This is a genomic window from Nocardioides pinisoli (assembly GCF_024199985.1).
In the GTDB taxonomy this organism is placed as follows: domain Bacteria; phylum Actinomycetota; class Actinomycetes; order Propionibacteriales; family Nocardioidaceae; genus Nocardioides; species Nocardioides pinisoli.
The window spans coordinates 488,574-510,752 of the sequence record NZ_JANARS010000002.1 but is presented as its reverse complement, the minus strand read 5'-3'; the positions used below and the strand labels follow the sequence as shown (position 1 = coordinate 510,752).

General features: G+C 71.2%; 22 protein-coding genes. 12 read left to right on the top strand and 10 right to left on the bottom strand.

Annotated elements, in window-relative coordinates:
- Nucleotides 1-45: 45 nt before the first annotated feature.
- Nucleotides 46-1,464 (bottom strand): Fe-S cluster assembly protein SufB, encoded by a 1,419-nt coding sequence (gene sufB / locus NCI01_RS06530; RefSeq protein ID WP_254180657.1) that lies wholly within the window; start codon nt 1,462-1,464, stop codon nt 46-48.
- Entirely contained in the window at nt 1,461-2,162 is a 702-nt protein-coding gene (locus tag NCI01_RS06525) for a helix-turn-helix transcriptional regulator (RefSeq protein ID WP_254180656.1), read from the bottom strand. Before NCI01_RS06525 ends, sufB begins: the two co-directional genes overlap by 4 nt.
- 123 nt (nt 2,163-2,285) lie before the next feature.
- On the opposite strand from NCI01_RS06525, the gene NCI01_RS06520 reads away from it, so the two are divergent.
- From NCI01_RS06520 to NCI01_RS06510, 3 genes are read left to right on the top strand one after another with little or no spacing between them, the layout of a single operon-like run.
- Nucleotides 2,286-3,179: a lysylphosphatidylglycerol synthase domain-containing protein gene (locus NCI01_RS06520; RefSeq protein ID WP_254180655.1), complete on the top strand. Its 894-nt coding sequence runs from the start codon at nt 2,286-2,288 to the stop codon at nt 3,177-3,179.
- Between the two features lie 50 nt (nt 3,180-3,229).
- Nucleotides 3,230-3,952, top strand: a complete 723-nt coding sequence (locus NCI01_RS06515; protein WP_254180654.1) for a phosphatase PAP2 family protein — start codon at nt 3,230-3,232, stop codon at nt 3,950-3,952.
- On the top strand, nt 3,952-4,599 hold the full coding sequence (locus NCI01_RS06510) for a glycerophosphodiester phosphodiesterase (protein WP_254180653.1): 648 nt from the start codon (nt 3,952-3,954) through the stop codon (nt 4,597-4,599). Before NCI01_RS06515 ends, NCI01_RS06510 begins: the two co-directional genes overlap by 1 nt.
- A gap of 23 nt (nt 4,600-4,622) precedes the next feature.
- Here NCI01_RS06510 and NCI01_RS06505 read toward each other — a convergent pair whose 3' ends face one another.
- Both NCI01_RS06505 and NCI01_RS06500 read right to left on the bottom strand, forming a co-directional pair.
- Complete coding sequence (locus NCI01_RS06505; protein WP_254180652.1) at nt 4,623-5,477, bottom strand: ABC transporter permease; 855 nt, start codon at nt 5,475-5,477, stop codon at nt 4,623-4,625.
- Nucleotides 5,474-6,451, bottom strand: a complete 978-nt coding sequence (locus NCI01_RS06500; RefSeq protein WP_254180651.1) for an ATP-binding cassette domain-containing protein — start codon at nt 6,449-6,451, stop codon at nt 5,474-5,476. The genes NCI01_RS06505 and NCI01_RS06500 overlap by 4 nt, the downstream gene beginning before the upstream one ends.
- 63 nt (nt 6,452-6,514) lie before the next feature.
- Here NCI01_RS06500 and NCI01_RS06495 point away from each other — a divergent pair, with 63 nt between their 5' ends.
- Genes NCI01_RS06495 through NCI01_RS06485 form a run of 3 tightly spaced genes read left to right on the top strand, consistent with a single transcriptional unit; the run spans nt 6,515 to nt 9,176 of the window.
- Nucleotides 6,515-7,450, top strand: coding sequence for an ABC transporter ATP-binding protein (locus NCI01_RS06495; RefSeq protein ID WP_254180650.1), 936 nt, complete (start codon nt 6,515-6,517; stop codon nt 7,448-7,450).
- Nucleotides 7,447-8,241 (top strand): ABC transporter permease, encoded by a 795-nt coding sequence (locus tag NCI01_RS06490; RefSeq protein WP_308213193.1) that lies wholly within the window; start codon nt 7,447-7,449, stop codon nt 8,239-8,241. Before NCI01_RS06495 ends, NCI01_RS06490 begins: the two co-directional genes overlap by 4 nt.
- Complete coding sequence (locus NCI01_RS06485) at nt 8,241-9,176, top strand: COX15/CtaA family protein (protein ID WP_254180649.1); 936 nt, start codon at nt 8,241-8,243, stop codon at nt 9,174-9,176. The genes NCI01_RS06490 and NCI01_RS06485 overlap by 1 nt, the downstream gene beginning before the upstream one ends.
- 34 nt (nt 9,177-9,210) lie before the next feature.
- Here NCI01_RS06485 and NCI01_RS06480 read toward each other — a convergent pair whose 3' ends face one another.
- The 3 genes from NCI01_RS06480 to NCI01_RS06470 form a co-directional block, all read right to left on the bottom strand.
- Nucleotides 9,211-9,702 (bottom strand): class F sortase, encoded by a 492-nt coding sequence (locus tag NCI01_RS06480; RefSeq protein ID WP_254180648.1) that lies wholly within the window; start codon nt 9,700-9,702, stop codon nt 9,211-9,213.
- Complete coding sequence (locus tag NCI01_RS06475) at nt 9,699-10,634, bottom strand: hypothetical protein (RefSeq protein WP_254180647.1); 936 nt, start codon at nt 10,632-10,634, stop codon at nt 9,699-9,701. Before NCI01_RS06475 ends, NCI01_RS06480 begins: the two co-directional genes overlap by 4 nt.
- A 260-nt stretch (nt 10,635-10,894) precedes the next feature.
- Nucleotides 10,895-11,863, bottom strand: a complete 969-nt coding sequence (locus NCI01_RS06470; protein WP_254180646.1) for a heme o synthase — start codon at nt 11,861-11,863, stop codon at nt 10,895-10,897.
- Between the two features lie 222 nt (nt 11,864-12,085).
- Here NCI01_RS06470 and tkt point away from each other — a divergent pair, with 222 nt between their 5' ends.
- The 6 genes from tkt (at nt 12,086) to pgl (ending at nt 20,205) form a co-directional block, all read left to right on the top strand.
- Nucleotides 12,086-14,185: a transketolase gene (gene tkt, locus NCI01_RS06465; RefSeq protein ID WP_254180782.1), complete on the top strand. Its 2,100-nt coding sequence runs from the start codon at nt 12,086-12,088 to the stop codon at nt 14,183-14,185.
- Between the two features lie 34 nt (nt 14,186-14,219).
- Nucleotides 14,220-15,335 carry a transaldolase gene (gene tal, locus NCI01_RS06460; protein WP_254180645.1) on the top strand — a complete coding sequence of 372 codons (1,116 nt, stop codon included), beginning with the start codon at nt 14,220-14,222 and terminating at the stop codon, nt 15,333-15,335.
- Nucleotides 15,332-16,990 (top strand): glucose-6-phosphate isomerase, encoded by a 1,659-nt coding sequence (gene pgi / locus NCI01_RS06455; protein ID WP_254180644.1) that lies wholly within the window; start codon nt 15,332-15,334, stop codon nt 16,988-16,990. The genes tal and pgi overlap by 4 nt, the downstream gene beginning before the upstream one ends.
- Nucleotides 16,990-18,510: a glucose-6-phosphate dehydrogenase gene (gene zwf, locus NCI01_RS06450; protein ID WP_254180781.1), complete on the top strand. Its 1,521-nt coding sequence runs from the start codon at nt 16,990-16,992 to the stop codon at nt 18,508-18,510. Before pgi ends, zwf begins: the two co-directional genes overlap by 1 nt.
- 61 nt (nt 18,511-18,571) lie before the next feature.
- Nucleotides 18,572-19,483 carry a glucose-6-phosphate dehydrogenase assembly protein OpcA gene (locus tag NCI01_RS06445; RefSeq protein WP_254180643.1) on the top strand — a complete coding sequence of 304 codons (912 nt, stop codon included), beginning with the start codon at nt 18,572-18,574 and terminating at the stop codon, nt 19,481-19,483.
- Nucleotides 19,480-20,205 carry a 6-phosphogluconolactonase gene (gene pgl / locus NCI01_RS06440; RefSeq protein ID WP_254180642.1) on the top strand — a complete coding sequence of 242 codons (726 nt, stop codon included), beginning with the start codon at nt 19,480-19,482 and terminating at the stop codon, nt 20,203-20,205. Before NCI01_RS06445 ends, pgl begins: the two co-directional genes overlap by 4 nt.
- A 122-nt stretch (nt 20,206-20,327) precedes the next feature.
- Here pgl and NCI01_RS06435 read toward each other — a convergent pair whose 3' ends face one another.
- The 3 genes from NCI01_RS06435 to secG all read right to left on the bottom strand — a co-directional run bounded on the left by NCI01_RS06435 (nt 20,328) and on the right by secG (nt 22,151).
- Nucleotides 20,328-21,317: a type IV toxin-antitoxin system AbiEi family antitoxin gene (locus NCI01_RS06435; RefSeq protein ID WP_254180641.1), complete on the bottom strand. Its 990-nt coding sequence runs from the start codon at nt 21,315-21,317 to the stop codon at nt 20,328-20,330.
- 203 nt (nt 21,318-21,520) lie between these two features.
- Nucleotides 21,521-21,880 (bottom strand): RNA polymerase-binding protein RbpA, encoded by a 360-nt coding sequence (locus NCI01_RS06430; protein WP_254180640.1) that lies wholly within the window; start codon nt 21,878-21,880, stop codon nt 21,521-21,523.
- Nucleotides 21,881-21,911: 31 nt separating this feature from the next.
- Nucleotides 21,912-22,151, bottom strand: coding sequence for a preprotein translocase subunit SecG (secG, locus tag NCI01_RS06425; protein WP_254180639.1), 240 nt, complete (start codon nt 22,149-22,151; stop codon nt 21,912-21,914).
- Between the last annotated feature and the right edge of the window lie 28 nt (nt 22,152-22,179).

Genomic DNA, 22,179 nt, shown 5'->3' with positions numbered 1-22,179 from the left:
TCTACTTTCTTCGTTCCTCGGGCGTACGGCGTGGGGCGGGGCAGGTCAGCCCACGGCCCCTTCCATCTGCAGCTCGATCAGCCGGTTGAGCTCGAGGGCGTACTCCATCGGCAGCTCCTTGGCGATCGGCTCGACGAAGCCGCGCACGATCATCGCCATCGCCTCGTCCTCCTCCATGCCTCGCGACATGAGGTAGAAGAGCTGGTCGTCGGAGACCTTCGAGACGCTCGCCTCGTGACCCATGGACACGTCGTCCTCGCGGATGTCGACGTAGGGATAGGTGTCGCTGCGGCTGATCTGGTCGACCAGGAGCGCGTCGCACAGCACGTTGGACTTGGAGCCGTAGGCCCCCTCGTTGACCTGGATCAGGCCGCGGTACGACGTACGCCCGCCGCCGCGCGCCACCGACTTGCTCAGGATCGAGCTGGAGGTGTGCGGCGCCGCGTGCACCATCTTGGCGCCGGCGTCCTGGTGCTGGCCCTCGCCGGCGAACGCGATGGACAGCGTCTCGCCCTTGGCGTGCTCGCCCATGAGGTAGACCGCGGGGTACTTCATGGTCACCTTGGAGCCGATGTTGCCGTCGACCCACTCCATGGTGGCGCCGGCCTCGCAGGTGGCGCGCTTGGTGACGAGGTTGTAGACGTTGTTGGACCAGTTCTGGATGGTCGTGTAGCGGACGCGGGCGCCCTTCTTGACGACGATCTCGACGACCGCGGAGTGCAGGGAGTCGGAGGAGTAGATCGGCGCGGTGCAGCCCTCGACGTAGTGCACGTAGGAGTCCTCGTCGGCGATGATCAGCGTCCGCTCGAACTGGCCCATGTTCTCGGTGTTGATCCGGAAGTAGGCCTGGAGCGGGATGTCGACGTGGACGCCCTTGGGGACGTAGATGAACGAGCCGCCCGACCACACCGAGGTGTTGAGCGCGGCGAACTTGTTGTCACCGACCGGGATGACGGTGCCGAAGTACTCCTTGAAGAGGTCCTCGTGCTCCTTCAGCGCGGTGTCGGTGTCGACGAAGATGACGCCCTTCTCCTCGAGGTCCTCGCGGATCGAGTGGTAGACGACCTCGGACTCGTACTGGGCGGCGACACCGGCGACGAGGCGCTGCTTCTCCGCCTCCGGGATGCCGAGCTTGTCGTAGGTGTTCTTGATGTCCTCGGGCAGCTCCTCCCACGAGGTGGCCTGCTTCTCCGAGGAGCGCACGAAGTACTTGATGTTGTCGAAGTCGATGGTCGAGAGGTCGGAGCCCCACGTCGGCATCGGCTTGCGGTGGAAGAGCTTGAGGCCCTTCAGGCGCAGGTCGAGCATCCACTGCGGCTCGGACTTCTTCGAGGAGATGTCGCGTACGACGTCCTCGTTGAGGCCGCGCGTGGCCGTGGCACCCGCGGTGTCGGAGTCGGACCAGCCGAACTCGTACTTGCCGATGCCCTTGAGCTCCGGGTTGAGTTCTTCGATGGAGGTCATGCCTTCTCCTTCTCGCTGGTCTTCGGGGTTTGGCGGATCTGGGGGATGCAGGTCGTGCAGACGCCGTCGCCGTGGGCGATGGTCGCCAACCGCTGGACGTGGGTGCCGAGCACGGAGGCGATCGCCTCGGTCTCGGCCTCGCAGAGCTGCGGGAACTCGTGGGCGACGTGGGAGACGGGGCAGTGCTGCTGGCACAGCTGCTCCCCCACGACCGGAAGCTCACGGACCGACGCGGCATAGCCGTTCTGCGTGAACACCCGGGCCAGCGCCTCGGCCGGCGTCAGCTCGGGGTCGGCCGCCACGACCGCGGCGTAGTCACGCTCGACGAACGCCACCCGGCGCCGGGCGAACTCGACGACGGCGTCCTCGCCCTGGGTCTCGGCCAGGAACCGCATCGCCTGGACGGCGAGGTCGTCGTACTGCTGGTCGAAGCTGTCGCGCCCGGCCTCGGTCAGGACGAAGACCTTCGCGGGCCGCCCGCGCCCGCGGGTGCCGTAGACCTTCTGGTCGCGCGACTCCACGACGCCCTCGTCGGCGAGGTGGTCGAGGTGGCGGCGTACGGCGGCGGGCGTGAGGTCGAGCCGGACGGCCAGCTCGGCCGCCGTCGAGGGGCCGTTCTCCAGGATCGTGCGGGCCACGCGGTCGCGCGTGGGCGCATCGCCCTCACGCTGTGCCGTCGACGTCCTCACGAATTCCACAACGACAGTGTGTCGTTAATGCTTCCCGCGATTCAAGGAAGGGTGGCCTAACTGGGACCGCCACCTACACTCGGAGGAGCCGGGACGGGGGTCCGGCACCGCACCGCACTCCCGAAGGCATCCATGGGGATCTCCGACAGCATCCGCACGTCCTGGCACCGCATCATCCACTCCCGCACCGCGCTGGTCCTCGGCGCGGTGCTCACGTTGGCCGTGCCGGCACTGACCCTCCCCTCGCTGCCGCACGTCGCGGTGTGGCCGATGCTCATCGGTCTGCTCCCGTGGGTCGTCGGCAAGTACGTCCTGTGCCCCCTGCGTTGGCACGCCCTCACCGACAGCGACCTGCGCCGCTGGTGGTTCATGCGGGCCTACGCGGAGAGCGAGCTGATGGGACTGCTCACGCCTGGCCACGTGGGGGCCGACCTGTGGCGCCTCAAGCGACTCACGGCCGCCGGGACCCCGCGGGGGACGGCGGTCGTCAGCGTCGGCACCGACCGCCTCGTGGGCGCCATCGGCCTCGCGACGTTCGTCGGCTTCGCCGGCACCGCCCTGCCGTGGCGGCTGATGCTGGGCGCCGTCGTCGTGGCCGCGCTCGCCCTGGTCGGCGTCCTCGTCGTACGCCGGGTCAGGCCCGGCTGGCTGCCCGGCCGCCCGTCGCTCCCCCGGCCGCGCCAGCTGGCCCACGGGCTGGTCCTGTCCGCCGGGTACCAGCTCTCCATCGCGGCACTGCTGGTCGGGACCATCGCCGCCACGGGCCACCAGCTCGAGCCGCTCGCCGTGCTGGGTGCCTTCGGGGCGAGCCAGCTCGCGGGGGCCGTCCCCGGGCCCAACGGGGCCAGTCCCCGGGATGCGGCCCTCGTCGCGGCCCTGGCCGCCATGGGCCTTCCGGTGGTGGCCGCGATCGCCGCCGTGGCGCTCAAGGCGGCACTCGCCTGGCTGCCGGCCCTCCTGCTGGGCGCCACCAGCCTGTTCTTCACCCGTCGCAACCACCGTCTGGCGCTGGCCGCCGCCGCCTAGCTCCGCCACCATGGAACGGGGGTGACCCCGGGGGACGGAGGTGAGCGGCGGTGACCAAGGCACGGTTGCTCTGGGTCGGCCGGCAGGCCGGCTGGGTCGTGCTGGGCATCTTCGTCTACTTCCGCGTGCGCAACCTCACGGAGGGGTCCCGCGCGGCCGCGGTCGACCACGCCCACGACATCATGCGCCTGGAGCGGTCGTTGGGCTTCGCGGTGGAGGAGGAGCTCCAGGCCCTGGTGGCTCCGTCGGCGACGCTGCGCACGCTCGGCAACTGGATCTACATCTGGGGCCACTGGCCCGTCATCGTCGTCGTCATGGTGTGGCTGGCGTGGCGGCACCGGCGCGAGTTCCTCAGGCTGCGTGACGGGATGCTGATCTCCGGGGCCGTGGGGATGGTGGTCTTCGCGACCTATCCGGTCGCGCCGCCACGCCTCGCGGACGGGTTCATGATCGACACCGTGACCGAGCACTCACAGGCGTACCGCGTCCTGCAGCCCCCGATCTTCACCAACCAGTACGCCGCCATGCCGAGCCTGCACGCGGGCTGGGACCTGCTCGTCGGCATCGCCGTCTTCACCGCCGCCTCGACGACGATCCTGCGGGTCGTCGGCGCGGCGATGCCGGTGTTGATGACGCTCGCCGTCGTGGCGACCGCCAACCACTACGTCCTCGACGTCGTCGCCGGGGTCGCGCTCGTGCTCGCCGCGCACGCGGGGGCCCTGCTGCTCGAGCGCCGCCGTGCAGCCCGACAACCCGTGGTGCGGGGGACCTGATGCGCGCCCTCGCGATCGCCCACCGGGCGGGGAACTCGCTGGCCGGCCTCCACGAGGCCAACCAGCTGGGCGTCGACGTGATCGAGTGCGACGTCCACCACCACCGCGGGAGGCTCGAGGTCCGCCACCTGAAGACCGCTGGACCGCTCCCCTTCCTGTGGGACCGGTGGGAGCTGTCATCGGCCTCCGCTCCGCGCCTGGGCCTGTCCGAGCTCCTGGAGGCGGGCAAGCACGGAACAATGTTCATGCTCGACCTCAAGGGGCGTCGTACGGCAGCCGCACAGTCGGTCGCCCGGCTCCTCCACGAGGAGGGACACCACGCCCCCGTCCTGTGTTGCGGACGCTACTGGCGTTCGATCGATGTCCTCGCCCGGATCCCCTACGTGCTGCCCGTGCTCTCAGCGCGCACCCGCGGTGAGCTGGCGCGACTGCAGGTCCGCGTCGCGCAGGGAGATCCCGTGCATGGAGTCTCGGTCCACCGTCAGCTCCTCGACCGCGACACCGTGGCCCGGTTGTCACGCCATGTCGAGGTGGTGATGACGTGGCCGGTCAACGACATCGCGACGCTGGACCGGATGCTCGGCCTGGACGTCAACGGGATCATCAGCGACGAGCCGGCCGTGCTCGCGGAGCTGCTCACGCGCTGAGTCCCACGGCGGGGCTCGTCGGGTCAGTCCGCGGTGCGCGAGCGGAAGGTGCGGATGGCGAGCGGCGCGACCACGGCCGTGATCACGATGATCCAGCCGATCGTGAAGACGACCGGGTACCGCAGCGGGAGCTCCGCGTCGGCGTGGAGCGGCATGTCGTTGCCCCAGAGCTCGCGCACGGCCTGGGTGAGCGCGGAGATGGGGTTCCACTCGGCGACGGTGCGCAGCCAGTCGGGCATGGAGTCGGTCGGGGCGAAGGTGTTGGCCAGGAAGGTGATCGGGAACATCGTGGCGAACATGACGCCGTTGACGGCCTCGACCGACCTCATGGCCGAGCCCACCCAGATGCCGACCCAGATCATCGCGAAGGCCCAGCCCACGAGGAGCAGGTAGCCGAGCGCGGCGCGGAAGACGTCGGTGTGGATGCCCCAGCCGATGGTGAGCCCGGTGAGCGACATCACCACCAGGCCGATCGAGGAGTGCGCCACGCTCGAGAAGGAGCGCCCCACGAGCACCGCGGCGGGATTGATCGGCAGCGACCGCATCCGGTCGACGATGCCCTTCTCGAGGTCGGCCGTCAGGCCCACGGCCACGATGAAGGACGAGAAGGCGACGGTCTGCGCCATGATCCCCGCGAGCAGGAACGCCTTGTAGCCCCCGTCGATCGGGATGGCGATCGAGCTGCCGAAGACGAAGGCGAACAGCAGCACGAACATGACGGGCTGGATGGTGACGTCCATCAGCATCTCGGGCATCCGCTTGATGTGGATGAAGTTGCGGCGCGCGATGGCGAAGGACTGGGTCAGCAGCCCGGTCTGCCGGATGTCGGGCCTGCTGATCTGCGAGCGGCGGGTGGTGGTGCCGGTCTGGTCGTTCACGATGCCTCCTCGGTCTGGTCGTCGGCGAGGGCGTCCTCGGCCCGGTGGCCGGTCAGGTGCAGGAACACGTCGTCGAGGCTCGGGCGCTTGAGCCCGATGTCGTCGAGCTCGATCTGGCTCTCGGCGAAGATCCCCGCGATCCGGGTCATGTGGGTCAGCCCCTCCGCCGGAGCGGTGAGCTGCCGCGCGCCGGGGTCGGTGTGCACCTCCGCGACGTGGTCCCTCAGCATCTGCTCGGCGATCCCGAGGTCCTCGGGACGCGAGACGGTCACGACGAGCGCGGCGGCGCCGGACTGGTCCTTCAGCTGCAGCGGCGTGCCCTCGGCGATGACGGTGCCGCGGTCGATCACCACGATGTTGTCGGCGAGCTGGTCGGCCTCCTCGAGGTATTGCGTCGTCAGCAGGAGGGTCGTCCCGTCGGCGACGAGCTCGCGGAGCACGTCCCACAGCTCGACGCGCGAGCGCGGGTCGAGGCCGGTGGTCGGCTCGTCGAGGAAGAGCACCGGCGGGGTGGCGATCAGGCTGACGGCGAGGTCGAGGCGTCGTCGCATGCCGCCCGAGTAGGTCTTGGCGGTGCGGTCGCCGGCGTCGGCGAGGGAGAAGCGCTCGAGCAGCTCGTCGCTGGCCCGGCGGATGTAGGCCGGGTCGAGGCCGTAGAGGCTGCCGATGAGGCGCAGGTTCTCCCGGCCGGTCAGCAGCTCGTCGACGGTGGCGGCCTGGCCGGTGAGGCCCATGCTGCGCCGCACGGCTGCCGGGTCGGCCAGGATGTCGTGACCGGCCACCCGCCCGGTGCCGCCGGTGGGGCGGGTCAGGGTGGTCATCATCCGGACGGTGGTGGTCTTGCCGGCACCGTTGGGGCCGAGCAGGCCGAGCACCGTCCCCTCCGGGACGACGAAGGAGACCCCGTCGACCGCCACGGTGTCACCGAAGTGCTTGACGAGGCCCTCGGCCTCGATCGCATGGGAGCGAGTCATGGCGTCACGCTAGTCGCGGGGACCGACAACCGCTCCTCATTAAGGCGCACCTAGAATCAGGACGTGCCAGCCTCCCCCGCCGTCGTCGTCGACGGCTTGGTGATGGCCTACGGCGACAAGGTCGCCGTGGACGGGCTGTCGCTCGAGGTGGCCCGGGGCTCGATCACCGCGGTGCTGGGTCCCAACGGCGCGGGCAAGACCACGACGTTGGAGACCTGCGAGGGCTACCGCGTCCCGCAGCGCGGCACGGTGCGGGTGCTCGGCCTCGACCCGCAGCGCGAGCGCGCCGCGCTGCTCCCCCGGATCGGCGTCATGCTGCAGAGCGGCGGGGCGTGGAGCGGCGTACGTGCCGTGGAGATGCTGGAGCACATGGCCGCGCTGCACGCCCACCCGCTCGACACCAACATGCTCGTCGAGCGGCTGGGTCTGGCCGACTGCGGACGGACCCCCTACCGCCGGCTGTCCGGCGGCCAGAAGCAGCGTCTCGGGCTCGCGATCGCCCTCGTCGGGCGGCCCGAGCTGGTCTTCGTCGACGAGCCGACCGCCGGGATGGACCCGCAGGCGCGGCGCACGACGTGGGAGATGCTCGAGGAGGTCCGCGCCGACGGCGTGACCGTCGTGCTGACGACCCACCACATGGACGAGGCCGAGCACCTGGCCGACCGGATCCACATCATCGACCGCGGCACGCTCATCGCCTCCGGCACCCCGGCCGAGCTCACCCGCGGCGGGCGCTCGGCGACCATCCGGCTGGTCGTCAACCGGCCGTTCCCCGACGGCGCTCCGGAGTCGCTGCGTGCCGAGCTGGGCCCGCTCACGGAGGTCCGGCAGCTCGACGAGGTGAGCATGCTCATCCACGGCCCCGCCGACGCCAGCACGCTCGGCCGCGTGTCGAGGTGGTGCGAGGAGCACGGCGTGCTGCCCCAGACGCTGACGCTGGGCCAGCGCACGCTCGAGGACGTGTTCCTCGAGCTGACCGGGCGGGAGCTGGCGTCGTGAGCACCCCGTCGTCCAGAACCTTCACCCCCGCACCCGGTGGCGCCGGCCTCGGCCCGATGGTCCGCGCGCAGGCGCGGATGGAGGCGCGGCTGATGCTGCGCAACGGCGAGCAGCTGCTGCTCGCGATCGTGATCCCGGTGATCGTGCTCGTGGGCGGCGTCGCCGCGGCGGGCCGCCTCGGCAGCACCTTCGAGGGGCACGCGCCGGTCGACCTCCTCACGCCGGGGGTGCTGGCACTCGCCGTGATGTCGACGGCGTTCACCTCCGTGGCCATCGCCACCGGCTTCGAGCGGCGCTACGGCGTCATCAAGCTGCTCGGGTCCTCCCCGCTGCCGCGCCACGGCCTGCTGCTCGGCAAGGTCCTGGCCCTGCTCAACGTCGTCGCACTGCAGCTGGTGGTGCTCGTCGTCGTCGCGCTCGCCCTGGGCTGGGAGCCCTCGCTCGCAGATCCGGTCCCGACCGTGCTGGGCGTGCTGCTCAGCGTCGCACTGGGCACCGCGGCGTTCGCCTCCCTCGGCCTGCTCGTCGCCGGGGCCCTGCGTGCCGAGGCGACCCTGGCCCTGGCCAACCTGGTCTACCTGCTCCTCATGGCCGGGGGCGGCGTGGTGCTGCCGACCAGCACCTACGGCGCCGCCGGCGGACTGATCCAGTGGCTGCCGTCGGGAGCGCTGGGCGAGGCGATGCGCTCCGCGTTGGTGCACGCCGACATCGACGGCCGATCCTTGCTCGTGCTGGCGGCCTGGGCGGCGCTCGGCACGCTGCTCACGGCCCGGACCTTCAGGTGGGAATGATGGGACGCTCCCTGCTCGACCGGCTCGCCCGGTACCTCTGGCCGCTCGCCGTGGCCAACCTGCTCGCCAACATCGGCATCGTCGTCACCGGCGCGGCCGTCCGGCTGACCGGCTCCGGGCTCGGCTGCCCGACCTGGCCGCGCTGCACCGACGCGTCGTACGTCGCCCACGGCGAGCTGGGCATGCACGGTGCCATCGAGTTCGGCAACCGGCTGCTGACCTTCGTCCTCGCCGCAGTCGCCGTCCTGTGCTTCCTCGCCGCCCTCGGTGCGAGGCACCGCCGCGCGACCCGGCTGGCGCTGGTGATCGGGCTCGGCATCCCGCTGCAGGCGGTGCTCGGCGGCATCACGGTGCTGACCGACCTCAACCCGTGGGTCGTCGCCGGCCACTTCCTGCTGTCGATGGCGATCATCATGCTCTGCGTCGCGCTGGTCGACGAGCTCCGCAGCCCCTCGCGCGACCTGGCGCCGTCGCTGCCGCGCGCGCTCGCGTGGGCGACGTTCGCGTCCGGCTGGGTGGTCCTCTACCTCGGCACGGTGGTCACCGGTGCCGGGCCCCACGCCGGTGACACCGACTCCCCGCGCAACGGTCTCGACCCCGCCGCCGTGTCGCAGGTCCACGCCGTGTCGGTCTACGTCCTCGTCGCGCTGACCGTCGCCCTGCTGGTCGCCGCGCTGCGTGGCGGGCACCACTGGCTCGCCCGGGTCACCGCCCTGGTGCTGCTGATCGAGGTGCTCCAGGGCGTGCTCGGCTGGGTGCAGTACTGGCTCGACCTGCCGGTCGGCCTCGTCGCCCTGCACATGCTCGGCGCGGGTCTCCTCGCGGCGGGCCTGGCGCGCATCGCCCTCGCGGTGCTGCCCCACCGCGGTGCGGACGAGGCTCGCGCCGATGGTGAGCCCCAGCCGTACGCCGCCACCCGGATCGGGTCGTCGTAGCGACCTCGAGCCGGGCGGCGACAGGGCTCGGGGGCTAGGAGCGCCCGATCTTGCGCGCGAAGACCACCGTGCGCCTGGAGTAGTCGTCGGCCTTGCAGCCGACGAGCACGATCCGGGCGGGTCCGGCGACGGAGTAGAGCGAGCCCATCCGTCGCGAGGCCGGCCAGTACTCGCGCCTGGTGACCTCGAACCGGCAGCCCGCGACCTTGATCACGTCGCCGCGGCGCAGCGAGCCCCAGCGGTCGGCCACGCCGTTGCCGGCGCGCCAGGCGTGTCCGGCGTAGACGGTGCTGCCGGTGGGGTCGCAGGGCGGGTCGCCCTTCGACCAGGTGTAGACGGCGCCGCGGAGCCGGTCGCCGACGGCCAGCGTGTCGTTGCGCGCCGGCACCTCGATGATCGCCGCGTCGGTGCCGGTGCGGGCGATCGTGAGCCGGTCAGGGGCGGCGTGAGCCGCGCCCTGACCGGCCACCACGGTCACGCCGACGACCATCGCGGCGACGATCCCGGCAGCGCGGGAGCGGGTCACCGCGACCCGGTGCTGGGTGCGACCTCCGGGGCGCTGGCGCACGGACGGGTGCGGAAGGTCATCCTCCACACCTGCTTGCCCTGCAGGCGGTAGGACGCGTCCGCCGCCTGGGCCCGCACGGTGACGCGCGCGGAGCGCGCCTTCAGCCAGACTCCCTGTCGCAGGACCTGGCCCTTCGACGTGTAGACGACGCCTGAGCGCTTGACGACCTTGTAGACGTCACCGCTGGTGCCGCACTTGTCGAGCTTGCGGGCCCGGGCCGACACGGCGCGCGCCTCGGCGGGCAGCACCTCGGGCGGGGCGACGACGGGCGGCTGCTCCACCGGCGGGGTCACCACCGGCGGGGTCACCACGGGCGGCTCCACCGGCGGCTCGACCGGCGGGGTCGGGCACGGCTCGTTGCTGTCGGCCGGCGCCGCGTAGGTGACGCTCGTCCGACCGCCTGGGAACTGGTGACCCGGGTTGGCCGTCACCGTGACGCTGCCGTCAGGGTTGGCGACGGAGGTCCAGGGCCCCTGGGGGACCTGCCCGTAGTGGGCGTTGCCCGGGCCACAGTCGTCGATCACCGGGATCGTCGGCGGCTCCACGGTCTTGACCGCACAGTCGACGGAGAACTTCGCGACGGGGATCGAGCCGGAGCTGGTGTTGGTGGCCCCGTTGTCCCACTTCGCCGACAGGGTCAGGGTCAGCGGCGCGGTCGGCCTGGTGCTGACCGTCTCGGCGAACGTGCGCGTCTGGCGCGACGTTAGCTGGGTGCCGACCGGGACGACGCCCGGCCGGTTGGACGCGGTGATCTGCTCGGTACGCGTCTCGCTGTTCTCGACGCTCCAGGTGACGGCCCAGCCGCCACCCTCCTTGCAGCTGACGGATCCGTTGATGGTGTTGTGGTGTGCGCTCGCTGCGCCGGCGACGCCGACGACGGCGAAGCCCACACCGAGGACGAGGGTCAGCGCCCTCGAGACCCCACGATGGATCGGACGGCGACGAACCCCCAGTCCGGCCGCTCCCCCAGCGGTCCGGTGTCGTCGCTCACGTGATGAAGACATGCAGAAATACCCCCTGCTCCCGCGGGGGCGACCCAATGCCTCCCCCTGCGAGAAGTCAACGGGAGATCGCGTCAGCGGACGCGGCACGTTGCCTCAAGATGGTCTCCAGACTTGCCGAACTCTCCTGAGAAGACCTTGGAGATGCGCTAGCGACCCAGCAGCGGGTCGAGTGCGACGGCGACGAACAGCAGGGAGAGGTAGAGGTTGGAGGCGTGGAAGAGCCGCATCGGGTTGATGTCGGTGAGGGCCTCCGAGCCCTTGGCACGCTTCCACATCCGGTGCGCCTCGACGAGGAAGACCGCACCCAGGACGGCGGCGGCGACCGGGTAGACCAGGCTCGTCCCGGCGACCGGCCAGAGCAGGAGCGAGGTCGCCACCATCACCCAGCTGTAGACCACGACCTGTCGTCCGACCTCGGCCGCAGGCTTGACCACGGGCAGCATCGGCACGTCGACGTTGCGGTAGTCCTCGCGGTAGCGCAGGGCGAGCGCCCACGTGTGCGGCGGCGTCCAGAAGAAGACCACCAGGAACAGGACGACGGGCGTCCAGGCCAGCTCGCCGGTCACCGCGGTCCAGCCGATGAGCGCCGGGAAGCAGCCGGCCAGCCCGCCCCAGACGATGTTCTGCGTGGTCCGGCGCTTGAGCAGGATCGTGTAGACGATGACGTAGAAGGCGTTGGCCAGCACCGACAGCGCGGCGGAGAGCCAGTTGACCCACAGCGCGAGCACGACGGTCGACAGCACGGCCAGCACCGTGGCGAAGACGAGGGCCGAGACCGGCGAGACGATGTGACGCGGCAGCGCCCGCCGACGCGTACGCCGCATCTGCTCGTCGATGTCTCGGTCGTAGACGCAGTTGAAGGCCGACGCGGAGCCGGCCGACAGCGCGCCACCGACGACGGTCGCGGCGACCAGGCCCAGCGGCGGGATGCCGCGCGCGGCGAAGAACATCACCGGCACGGTCGTCAGCAGGAGCAGCTCGATGACGCGCGGCTTGGTCAGTCCGACGTAGGCACTGACCACGTCGCGCCACGTCTTCGGCGCGTCGGGTGCGGCTCCGTCGTCACCCGTCGACGGCCCGGCGGACGCGGCTGCGTGCGGGCCGGCATGGGACACGGTGGAGAACCTCGGGGGGACGGGAGCGGATGGGACGCGGACAGCGAGGGAACTGAGGAGAACGGCCAGCTGTTCCGGCGTCCGGGACGACCCTCGGGCACGGTCGAGTCTACTCCGCCACGACGATAGGGTCGCAGTCGAGGCCACCCCTGCTGGGCTGTGATCCTGACTGCACCCGGTTGCACTCCACCGAGAGGAACTGCGTTGACCAAGAAGTCCGCCCTGCCCACCACCCTCGAGTGGGACGACACCGACCGCCGGGCCGTCGACACGTCCCGGGTCCTGGCGATGGACGCGGTCCAGAAAGTCGGCAACGGCCACCCCGGCACGGCCATGAGCCTGGCCCCGGCGGCCTACCTGCTGTTCCAGAAGGTGATGCGGCACAACCCCGCCGACCCGCACTGGACCGGTCGCGACCGCTTCGTCCTGTCCTGCGGCCACAGCTCGATCACCCTCTACACCCAGCTCTTCCTCGGTGGCTGGGGCCTCGAGATCGAGGACCTCCGCTCCCTGCGCACCTGGGGCAGCAAGACCCCCGGCCACCCCGAGTACGGCCACACCCCCGGCGTGGAGACCACCACGGGCCCGCTCGGCCAGGGTGTCGCCAACGCGGTCGGCATGGCGATGGCGGCCCGCCGCGAGCGCGGGCTGCTCGACCCCGACACCGACGAGGCCGACTCCCCCTTCACGCACCACGTCTACGCGATCTGCTCCGACGGCGACCTCGAGGAGGGCGTCAGCGCCGAGGCCTCCTCGATCGCCGGCACCCAGCAGCTCGGCAACCTCACGATGATCTACGACGCCAACCAGATCTCGATCGAGGGCGACACCGACGTGGCGTTCACCGAGGACGTGGGCGCGCGCTACGAGGCCTACGGCTGGCACGTCCAGCACGTCGACTGGACCAACGGCGGGTCGGAGTACGTCGAGGACGTCCCCGAGCTCTACGCCGCCGTGCGCGCCGCCGACGAGGTCACCGACCGACCGAGCCTGATCGTCCTGCACACCGTCATCGCCTGGCCCGCGCCCAACGCGCAGGGCACCGGCAAGTCCCACGGCTCCGCCCTCGGCGAGGAGGAGGTGGCCGCCACCAAGGAGGTGCTCGGCTTCGACCCCGCCAAGCACTTCGAGGTGCCGACCGACGTGATCGAGCGCACCCGCTCGCTCGTCGCGCGCGGCAAGGAGCAGCAGGCCGCGTGGGAGGAGCGGTTCGACGCCTGGAAGGCGGCGGCGTCCGACGACGTCGTCCAGACCTTCGAGCGGATGCAGACCCGCGCGCTGCCCGCCGGGCTCGCCGAGGCGCTGCCGACCTTCGACGCCGACCCCAAGGGCGTGGCGACCCGCAAGGCCTCCGGCGCCGTGATCAACGCCGTGGCCGGCGTGATGCCCGAGCTGTGGGGCGGCTCGGCCGACCTCGCCGAGTCCAACAACACCACCATCGAGGACGCCCCGTCCTTCATCCCGGCGAGCCGCTCGACCGACCAGTGGACCGGCGACCCGCTCGCCGGCCGGGTGCTGCACTTCGGCATCCGCGAGCACGGCATGGGCGGCATCCTCAACGGCATCGCGCTCCACGGCGGCACCCGCGTCTTCGGCGGCACCTTCCTGACCTTCAGCGACTACATGCGCGGGTCGGTCCGCCTCGCGGCGGTGATGGGCCTGCCCGTCACCTACGTCTGGACCCACGACTCCATCGGCCTGGGCGAGGACGGCCCGACGCACCAGCCGGTCGAGCACCTCGCCGCGCTGCGCGCCATCCCCGGCCTTGACGTCGTACGCCCTGCGGACGCCAACGAGACGGCTGCGGCGTGGCACGCCGTCCTCCAGCGCACCGACCGGCCCGCCGGCATCGCGCTGACGCGCCAGAACGTGCCGGTCTTCCCGCGTGGTGAGGAGGGCTACAGCGACACGTCCAACGTGCACCGCGGTGGCTACGTCCTGCTCGACGTGGAGGGGGGCGACCCCGACGTGATCCTCATGGGCACCGGCTCGGAGGTCCAGGTGGCGGTCGCGGCCCGCGAGCTCCTCGCCGCCGACGGCATCCGCGCCCGCGTCGTCTCGCTCCCCTGCCTCGAGTGGTTCGAGGAGCAGGAGGAGTCCTACCGCGAGACCGTCCTGCCGCCCACCGTGAAGGCGCGCGTCTCGGTCGAGGCCGGCGTCAAGCAGGGGTGGCGCGACTACGTCGGCGACCACGGCCGCATCGTGTCCATCGACCACTACGGCGCCTCGGCCGACTTCGCGCGGATCTACGCGGAGTTCGACATCACCGGCGAGGCGGTGGCCAACGCCGCCCGCGACAGCCTGCGCACCCTGACCGACTGACGTACGTCCCCACAGCCCCACACAGGAGGCACGAATGAACGATCGTCTCAAGGCCCTGGCTGACGCCGGGGTGTCCATCTGGCTCGACGACCTCTCCCGCGAACGACTGGAGACCGGCAACCTGGCCGACCTGGTGAAGAACAGCCACGTCGTGGGCGTCACGTCCAATCCGGCCATCTTCCAGACCGCCCTGGCCGACGGCGAGCGCTACGACCCGCAGGTCCGCGAGCTCGCGGCCGCGGGCGCCGACGTCGACAAGGCCACCCAGGTCATCACCACCGACGACGTGCGCGACGCCTGCACGGTCATGCGACCGGTCTTCGACGCCACCGACGGGGTCGACGGGCGGGTCTCGATCGAGGTGTCCCCCGGGTTCGCCCACGACACCGAGGAGACGGTCAAGGAGGCCGCCGAGCTCTGGCGGATCGTCGACCAGCCCAACCTCCTCATCAAGATCCCCGGCACGAAGGAGGGGTGGCCGGCCATCACGGAGACCATCGCGGCCGGCATCTCCGTCAACGTGACGCTGATCTTCGGCCTCGAGCAGTACCGCAACGTCATGGAGGCCTACGTCGCCGGGCTCGAGAAGGCCGCCGACAACGGCCACGACCTCGCCGACATCCACTCCGTGGCCTCCTTCTTCGTCTCGCGGGTCGACACCGAGATCGACAAGCGCCTCGAGGCGATGACCGACGGTCCGGGCACCGACCCCGACCTGCGGGGCAAGGCCGGCGTCGCCAACGCGCGGCTGGCCTTCCAGATGTACGAGGAGTTCTTCCGCGGTGAGCGCTGGGAGGCACTCGAGGCCAAGGGTGCGCGCAAGCAGCGGCCGCTGTGGGCCTCGACGGGCGTGAAGAACCCCGACTACGACGACACGATGTACGTCGTCGACCTCGTCGTCGAGGACACCGTCAACACCATGCCGCAGAAGACCCTCGAGGCGGTCGCCGACCACGGCGAGGTCCGCGGCGACCGGGTGCGTCCCTTCTACGACGACGCAGCGGCGCACATGAAGGCGCTGGCCGACGCGGGCATCGACTACGACGACGTCATCCAGGTCCTCATCAAGGAGGGCGTCGAGAAGTTCGTCGTCGCCTGGGACGAGCTGCAGACCACGCTCGGGAAGTCTCTCGAGGCCGCGCGGGCATGAGTGCGGCTGATCCCACCACGACCGAGGCGTGGGCGCGGCTCGACGCGCTCGCGACGTCGTACGAGCCCGACCTGCGCACCACGCTGACGCCGGAGTGGGTCGACCGCCACACCCTCACCGCCGCCGACCTCCACGTCGACCTGTCGAAGAACCTCGTCGACGGTGACGTGGAGGCGGCGCTCCTCGCGCTCGCCGAGCAGGTCGACGTGGCCGGACGCCGCGACGCGATGCTGGCGGGCGAGCACATCAACGTCACCGAGGACCGCGCCGTGCTCCACACGGCGCTGCGGATGCCCGCCGACGCGACGCTGGTCGTCGACGGGCAGGACGTGGTGGCCGACGTGCACGAGGTGCTCGACCGGGTCTACGCCTTCGCCGAGCGCGTGCGGTCGGGCGAGTGGACCGGCGTGACGGGCAAGCGCATCGAGACGGTCGTCAACATCGGCATCGGCGGGTCCGACCTCGGGCCGGTGATGGCCTACGAGGCGCTCGAGCCCTACCGCCAGGACGGGCTGGAGTGCCGCTTCATCAGCAACATCGACCCGACCGACGCCGGGCAGACGCTGTCGGGGCTCGACCCCGAGACGACGCTCTTCATCGTCTCCAGCAAGACCTTCGGGACCCTGGAGACGCTCACCAACGCCCGGCTCTGCCGGGCGTGGCTCCTCGAGCACCTGCCGTCCGGCGCCGACAGGGACGCCGCGGTCGCCCAGCACTTCGTCGCCGTGTCCACCGCGCTCGACAAGGTCGCCGACTTCGGCATCGACCCCGACAACGCCTTCGGCTTCTGGGACTGGGTCGGCGGCCGCTACTCGATGGACTCGGCGATCGGGCTCTCGCTCGTCGTCGCCGTCGGGCCGGAGCGCTTCGCCGAGCTGCTCGCCGGGTTCCACGCGATGGACGAGCACTTCCGCACCGCACCGCCGGAGTCCAACGTCCCGCTGCGGATGGGCCTGCTCAACGTCTGGTACACCAACTTCCTCGACGCCCACACCCACGCCGTGCTGCCCTACGCGCAGCTGCTGCACCGCTTCCCGGCCTACCTCCAGCAGCTGACCATGGAGTCCAACGGCAAGGGCGTGCGCTGGGACGGCGAGGCCGTGGGCTACGACACCGGCGAGGTCTTCTGGGGTGAGCCCGGCACCAACGGCCAGCACGCCTTCTACCAGCTCATCCACCAGGGCACCCGCCTCGTCCCGGCCGACTTCATCGCCTTCGCGCGACCGGCGTACGACCTCACCGACCGCACCGACGACGGCGAGGTCGACGTCCACGAGCTGCTGCTGGCCAACTTCCTGGCCCAGACCAGGGCGCTCGCCCTGGGCCGGACCGCCGACGAGGTGCGCGCCGAGGGCGTGGCCGACGAGCTGGTCCCGGCGCGGACCTTCCCGGGCAACCGCCCGACCACCTCGATCATGGCCCCGGCGCTCACGCCGTCGGTGCTCGGGCAGCTGATCGCCCTCTACGAGCACATCACCTTCGTCCAGGGCGCCGTGTGGGGCATCGACAGCTTCGACCAGTGGGGTGTCGAGCTCGGCAAGCAGCTGGCCCAGGAGCTGCGACCGGCGATCTCCGGTGACGCGTCCGTGGCCGCCGAGCAGGACCCGTCCACGCAGTCGCTGATCCGCTACTACCAGGAGAACCGAGGCCGATGATGCACGCCAACCCGCTGCGTGACCCGCAGGACCGCCGGCTCCCGCGGATCGCGGGCCCCTGCGGCATGGTGCTCTTCGGCGTCACCGGCGACCTGTCGCGCAAGAAGGTCATGCCCGCGATCTACGACCTCGCCAACCGCGGCCTGCTGCCGCCGGGCTTCAGCCTGGTGGGCTTCGCGCGACGGGACTGGGCCGACCAGGACTTCGCCCAGATCGTCCACGACGCCGTCAAGGAGCACGCGCGTACGCCGTTCCGCGAGGAGGTCTGGAACCAGCTGTCCGAGGGCTTCCGCTTCGTGTCCGGCGACTTCGACGACGACGCCGCGTTCGAGCAGCTGCGACGCACCGTCGAGGAGCTCGACCAGCTGCGCGGCACCGGCGGCAACATGGCCTTCTACCTCGCGATCCCGCCGTCGTTCTTCGGCACCGTCGTGGGCCAGCTCAAGGAGCACGGCCTCGCCGACCCCGGACCCGACCAGTGGCGCCGCGTGGTGGTGGAGAAGCCGTTCGGCCACGACCTGGAGTCGGCGCGCGAGCTCAACCACATCCTCGACCGGGTGTTCCCGTCCGGCTCGGTCTTCCGGATCGACCACTACCTCGGCAAGGAGACGGTCCAGAACATCCTGGCGATGCGCTTCGCCAACAACATGTTCGAGCCGATCTGGAACGCCAACTACGTCGACCACGTGCAGATCACGATGGCCGAGGACATCGGCATCGGCGGCCGTGCCGGCTACTACGACGGCATCGGCGCTGCCCGCGACGTCATCCAGAACCACCTCCTCCAGCTGATGGCGCTGGTGGCCATGGAGGAGCCGGTCGCGTTCGACGCCGAGAGCCTGCGCATCGAGAAGCAGAAGGTCCTCGCCTCGGCGACCCTCCCGCCGCGCCTCGACACCACCACCGCCCGTGGCCAGTACACCGCCGGGTGGGCGGGCGGCGAGAAGGTGCAGGGGTTCCTCGACGAGGACGGCATCAAGAAGACCTCGACGACCGAGACCTACGCCGCGATCACCGTCAACGTCGAGACCCGCCGCTGGGCCGGCGTGCCGTTCTACCTCCGCACCGGCAAGCGCCTGGGCCGGCGGGTGACCGAGGTGGCCATCGTGTTCAAGAGGGCTCCCCACCTGCCGTTCTCGCAGACCGCGACCGAGGACCTGTCCCAGAACGCGCTCGTGATCCGGGTGCAGCCCGACGAGGGCATGACGATGCGCTTTGGCTCGAAGGTGCCCGGCACCGCCATGGAGATCCGCGACGTCAACATGGACTTCGCCTACGGCGGCTCCTTCACCGAGGCCAGCGCCGAGGCCTACGAACGCCTCATCCTCGACGTGCTGCTCGGCGACCCGCCGCTGTTCCCGCGGCACGAGGAGGTCGAGCTCTCGTGGAAGATCCTCGACCCGGTCATGGCCCACTGGGCGAAGAAGGGCAAGCCCGAGCCCTACGACTCCGGCACCTGGGGCCCGTCGTCCGCCGACAAGATGCTGGCGCGCGACGGCCGCACCTGGCGGCGGCCCTGATGTCTGACCACGCCGCCGTGCGCCCCGCTCCGTCCGCCCACACCGTCGAGGGGAACCCGAGATGATCGAGCTCACCGACACCAACTCGTCCAAGATCGCCGCCGAGTTCATCCGGTCACGCACCCGCGCGGGCAGCCCGGCGATGGGCATGGTGATGACCCTGGTCATCGTCGCCCCGGAGGAGGACGCGGTCGAGGCGATGGCCGCCGCCAAGCGGGCCTCGCGCGAGCACCCCTCGCGCGTCCTCGGCGTAATCCTCGGTGACGCCCGCGGCGCCGGCCAGGTCAACGCCCAGGTCGGCAGCGGCGACGGCTGGGGCGGTGAGACCGCCCTCATCCGGCTCAAGGGCGAGGTGGTCAAGCACGCCGAGTCGGTGGTGCTGCCACTGCTCCTGCCGGACTCCCCCGTCGCGATCTGGTGGCCGACGTCCGCACCGACCGATCCCGCCACCGACCCCCTCGGCGCGCTGGCGCAGCGGCGCATCACCGACTCCTCCGCCGTCCCGCGCGGCAAGGCCACCGCGATGCTCAACCAGTGCCGCACCTACGCGCCCGGCAACACCGACCTGAGCTGGACCCGGCTCACGCCCTGGCGTGCCCTCCTCGCGGCTGCGTTGGACCAGCACCCGCTCAAGGTGACCGGGGCCAAGGTCACCGCCGAGCGGGTCAGCCCGAGCGCCGACCTCCTCGTGGCCTGGCTCAGCGACCGCCTCAAGGTCGACGTCGCCCGCGGCACCTCCGACGGCCCCGGCATCACCGAGGTCAGCATGGACACCAAGGAGGGCCCCATCCGCATCGCGCGGGCCGACGGCCGGCTCGCGACGTTCACCTCGCCCAACCGCCCCGACCGACCGGTCGCGCTCAAGCGCCGGGAGGTGCCGGCGCTGCTGGCGGAGGAGCTGCGCCGCCTCGACGAGGACGACGTCTACGCCGAGGTCACCGCCCACCTGGTCAAGATGAGGAGCACGAAGTGACCGACGTCCACGTCCGCCGCCACGACGACGCCGACGTCCTCGTCGGCGACGTCGCCTCCGCCCTCCTCGACCGGCTCGAGGCCGCGCAGGCCCGCGGCGAGGTGCCGCAGATCGGCCTCACCGGGGGCAGCATCGCCGAAGAGCTGCACCGCGAGCTCGCCCGCCGCGCCCCCGACTCCGCCGTCGACTGGTCCCGGGTGGTCTTCTGGTGGGGAGACGAGCGCTTCGTGCCTGCCGACTCCCCCGACCGCAACGCCCGCCAGGCGCGCGAGTCGCTCCTCGACCACGTCCCCGTCGACCCGGCCAACGTCCACGAGGTCCCGGCGAGCGACGAGGTGGCGACCGCGGAGGACGCCGCCGCTGCCTACAGCGAGGCGATGCGCGAGCACGGCGTGGGATTCTTCGAGGTGCTGATGCTGGGCATCGGTCCCGACGGGCACTGCGCGTCCCTGTTCCCCGGCCATCCCGCGCTCGAGGCGGGCGACGCGATTGCCGTCGCCGTCCACGACTCCCCCAAGCCACCGCCCGACCGGGTCAGCCTCACCTTCGAGGCCATGGAGCGCTGCCGCGCGGTGTGGTTCATCGCCAGCGGCGAGGGCAAGGCCGAGGCCGTCGCGCGCGCCCTGGCCGACGACGGTTCGGTGACCGAGACGCCCGCCCGCGGCGTACGCGGTGACGAGACCGTCTGGTGGCTTGACGAGGCCGCCGCCTCCGCCCTCTGACACGCCGACCGGGCACTTCCTCGCGCTAGTGCACGCTGACCGGGCACTTCCTCGCGCTGGCGCACGCTGACCGGGCACTTCCTCGCGCTGGCGCACGCCCACCGGGCACTTCCTCGCGTGGGTCAGCGGGCGAGATCGATGACCGTCGCGCTGCGGACGGCGTACGACGCCCGCGCAGCCGCGAACCCGCGCCACAGGCGGTCACCCGCGCCCAGGTCCCTGCCGTAGACGTCGTCCCGCACGAACACGTCCATCGCCCACATGCGGTGGGAGGCCAACCATGCGAGTCGAGCCTCGTCGAGCTCCTCGACGTCGTCGCCGTGGAATGCCTCACCGAAGTACTCAGCGCCATATCGGACCTCGACGCTGCCGAGATCGATTCGGTACAGCGGTGTGCCATCGTCGGCGTGCTCCCAGATCTGCGTCTGCGGCGGCACCGGGATCCCGGACTCGTGCCAGTGCAGCCGGAGCGCGCTCTCTGGTGGGGACTCCGCCCCCGCGTCGGCCAGCGGTGCGAGGCGCCGCAGCTGCACCACGCCCCGATGGCCCTTGAACCGGTCGATCTCGGTCAGCAGCTCCGCGTGATCGACGCCGAGACGCAGGAACCCGTCGATCGCGCCGAGGGCGTCGTACCTCCACAGCAGGCGACCGAGGTCGCAGGCCGTCCGCAGCGGGGTGGTGATGCGCAACGAGCCGACCTCCTCGACGTCGCGCGCGGCCAGGTCTCGGATGCCGCTCGTCACTCCAGACCGGCGCATGCGGCTGGCGTTGGCGCTGAACAGGTCGAGCGACGGCATGGAGTGGATGGCGCTCCTCGGCAAGGCGTCCACGCCGTGCACCCACGCCGCTGTGCGATCGACGACGATGACGTGCGCAGGTACCACCAGGCTGATCGCCGACACGCGCAGGCGCAGTGAATCAGGGACCTGGGCTGCCACGAACACCCCGCGGACGAGCGGGCGGAGGAGCCCGCGGCAGACCAGCTTGTGGCGCAGGCTGGCCGGCACGCCGAAGGCTTCCGCCTCGCTCGCCGTGAAGGGACGGTCTATCGGGATGGGAGCAGCGGCATCGAGAAGCGCGACGTCGCGACACCAGGTGGGCAGCAGCGGCATGCAGCGAGCCTGCCGGGATCGCCGACGTCGTGCAGTCCGTCATCCACAGCGGCGCGTACCAGCGCGACGAAGTGCCCGGTCGGCGCGTTCCAACGCGAGGAAGTGCCCGGTCAGCGCCTTGCAGCGCGAGGAAGTGCCCGGTCAGCGCCTTGCAGCGCGAGGAAGTGCCCGGTCAGCACCTTCCAGCGCGAGGAAGTGCCCGGTCAGAAGATGATCTCGCCGGCCTTGCGGCGGCTGCGCAGGAGGGCGACGGCCTCGTCGAGGATGTCGGCCGCCTCGGTCTCGCTCCGCCGCTCCTTCACGTAGGCGAGGTGCGTCTTGTAGGGCTCGATCTTGGGCGCCGGGGGCGGGTTCTCCGAGTCGAGGCTCGCCGGCAGCCCGCACTTGGGGCAGTCCCACGAGTCGGGCACCGCGGCCTCGATCGCGAAGGTCACGACCGACCGGTGGTCGTGGCTGCAGAAGTAGGTGACCGCCTGCCGTGGCGCGGCCTCGCCGCGCTCGGCCTCGCCCATCGGCCCGGCACCGACCCGACTACCGCGGATCGCGTTCCCAGCACCAGCCATGACGACTCCTTCTCAGAAACGCTTAGGGGGTTCAGTTGCCCTGGTAGGCCATGAGCAGGCCCAGGGCGATGACACAGGCAAACCAGATGACGCCGACCCCGATCGTGAACCGGTCGAGGTTGCGCTCAGCCACCGACGATCCCCCCAGACTGCTGCTGACGCCGCCGCCGAACATGTCGGACAGACCGCCTCCGCGCCCCTTGTGGAGGAGCACCAGCAGAATCATGATCGCGCTCGTCAGGACGAGCAGGATGGTGAAGGCCGTAATCACGAGCGGAAGCCTACGTCACACCTCGGAC

What these genes read in the sequence shown, in the direction of transcription:
- NCI01_RS06500 (WP_254180651.1), bottom strand. Translation starts at nt 6,451, where the DNA reads ATGACTCGCTCCCATGCGATCGAGGCCGAGGGCCTCGTCAAGCACTTC.
- NCI01_RS06430 (WP_254180640.1), bottom strand. Translation starts at nt 21,880, where the DNA reads ATGGCTGGTGCTGGGAACGCGATCCGCGGTAGTCGGGTCGGTGCCGGG.
- pgi (WP_254180644.1), top strand. Translation starts at nt 15,332, where the DNA reads ATGAGTGCGGCTGATCCCACCACGACCGAGGCGTGGGCGCGGCTCGAC.
- NCI01_RS06510 (WP_254180653.1), top strand. Translation starts at nt 3,952, where the DNA reads ATGCGCGCCCTCGCGATCGCCCACCGGGCGGGGAACTCGCTGGCCGGC.
- sufB (WP_254180657.1), bottom strand. Translation starts at nt 1,464, where the DNA reads ATGACCTCCATCGAAGAACTCAACCCGGAGCTCAAGGGCATCGGCAAG.
- NCI01_RS06445 (WP_254180643.1), top strand. Translation starts at nt 18,572, where the DNA reads ATGATCGAGCTCACCGACACCAACTCGTCCAAGATCGCCGCCGAGTTC.
- NCI01_RS06520 (WP_254180655.1), top strand. Translation starts at nt 2,286, where the DNA reads ATGGGGATCTCCGACAGCATCCGCACGTCCTGGCACCGCATCATCCAC.
- NCI01_RS06485 (WP_254180649.1), top strand. Translation starts at nt 8,241, where the DNA reads ATGGGACGCTCCCTGCTCGACCGGCTCGCCCGGTACCTCTGGCCGCTC.
- zwf (WP_254180781.1), top strand. Translation starts at nt 16,990, where the DNA reads ATGCACGCCAACCCGCTGCGTGACCCGCAGGACCGCCGGCTCCCGCGG.
- tal (WP_254180645.1), top strand. Translation starts at nt 14,220, where the DNA reads ATGAACGATCGTCTCAAGGCCCTGGCTGACGCCGGGGTGTCCATCTGG.
- NCI01_RS06435 (WP_254180641.1), bottom strand. Translation starts at nt 21,317, where the DNA reads ATGCCGCTGCTGCCCACCTGGTGTCGCGACGTCGCGCTTCTCGATGCC.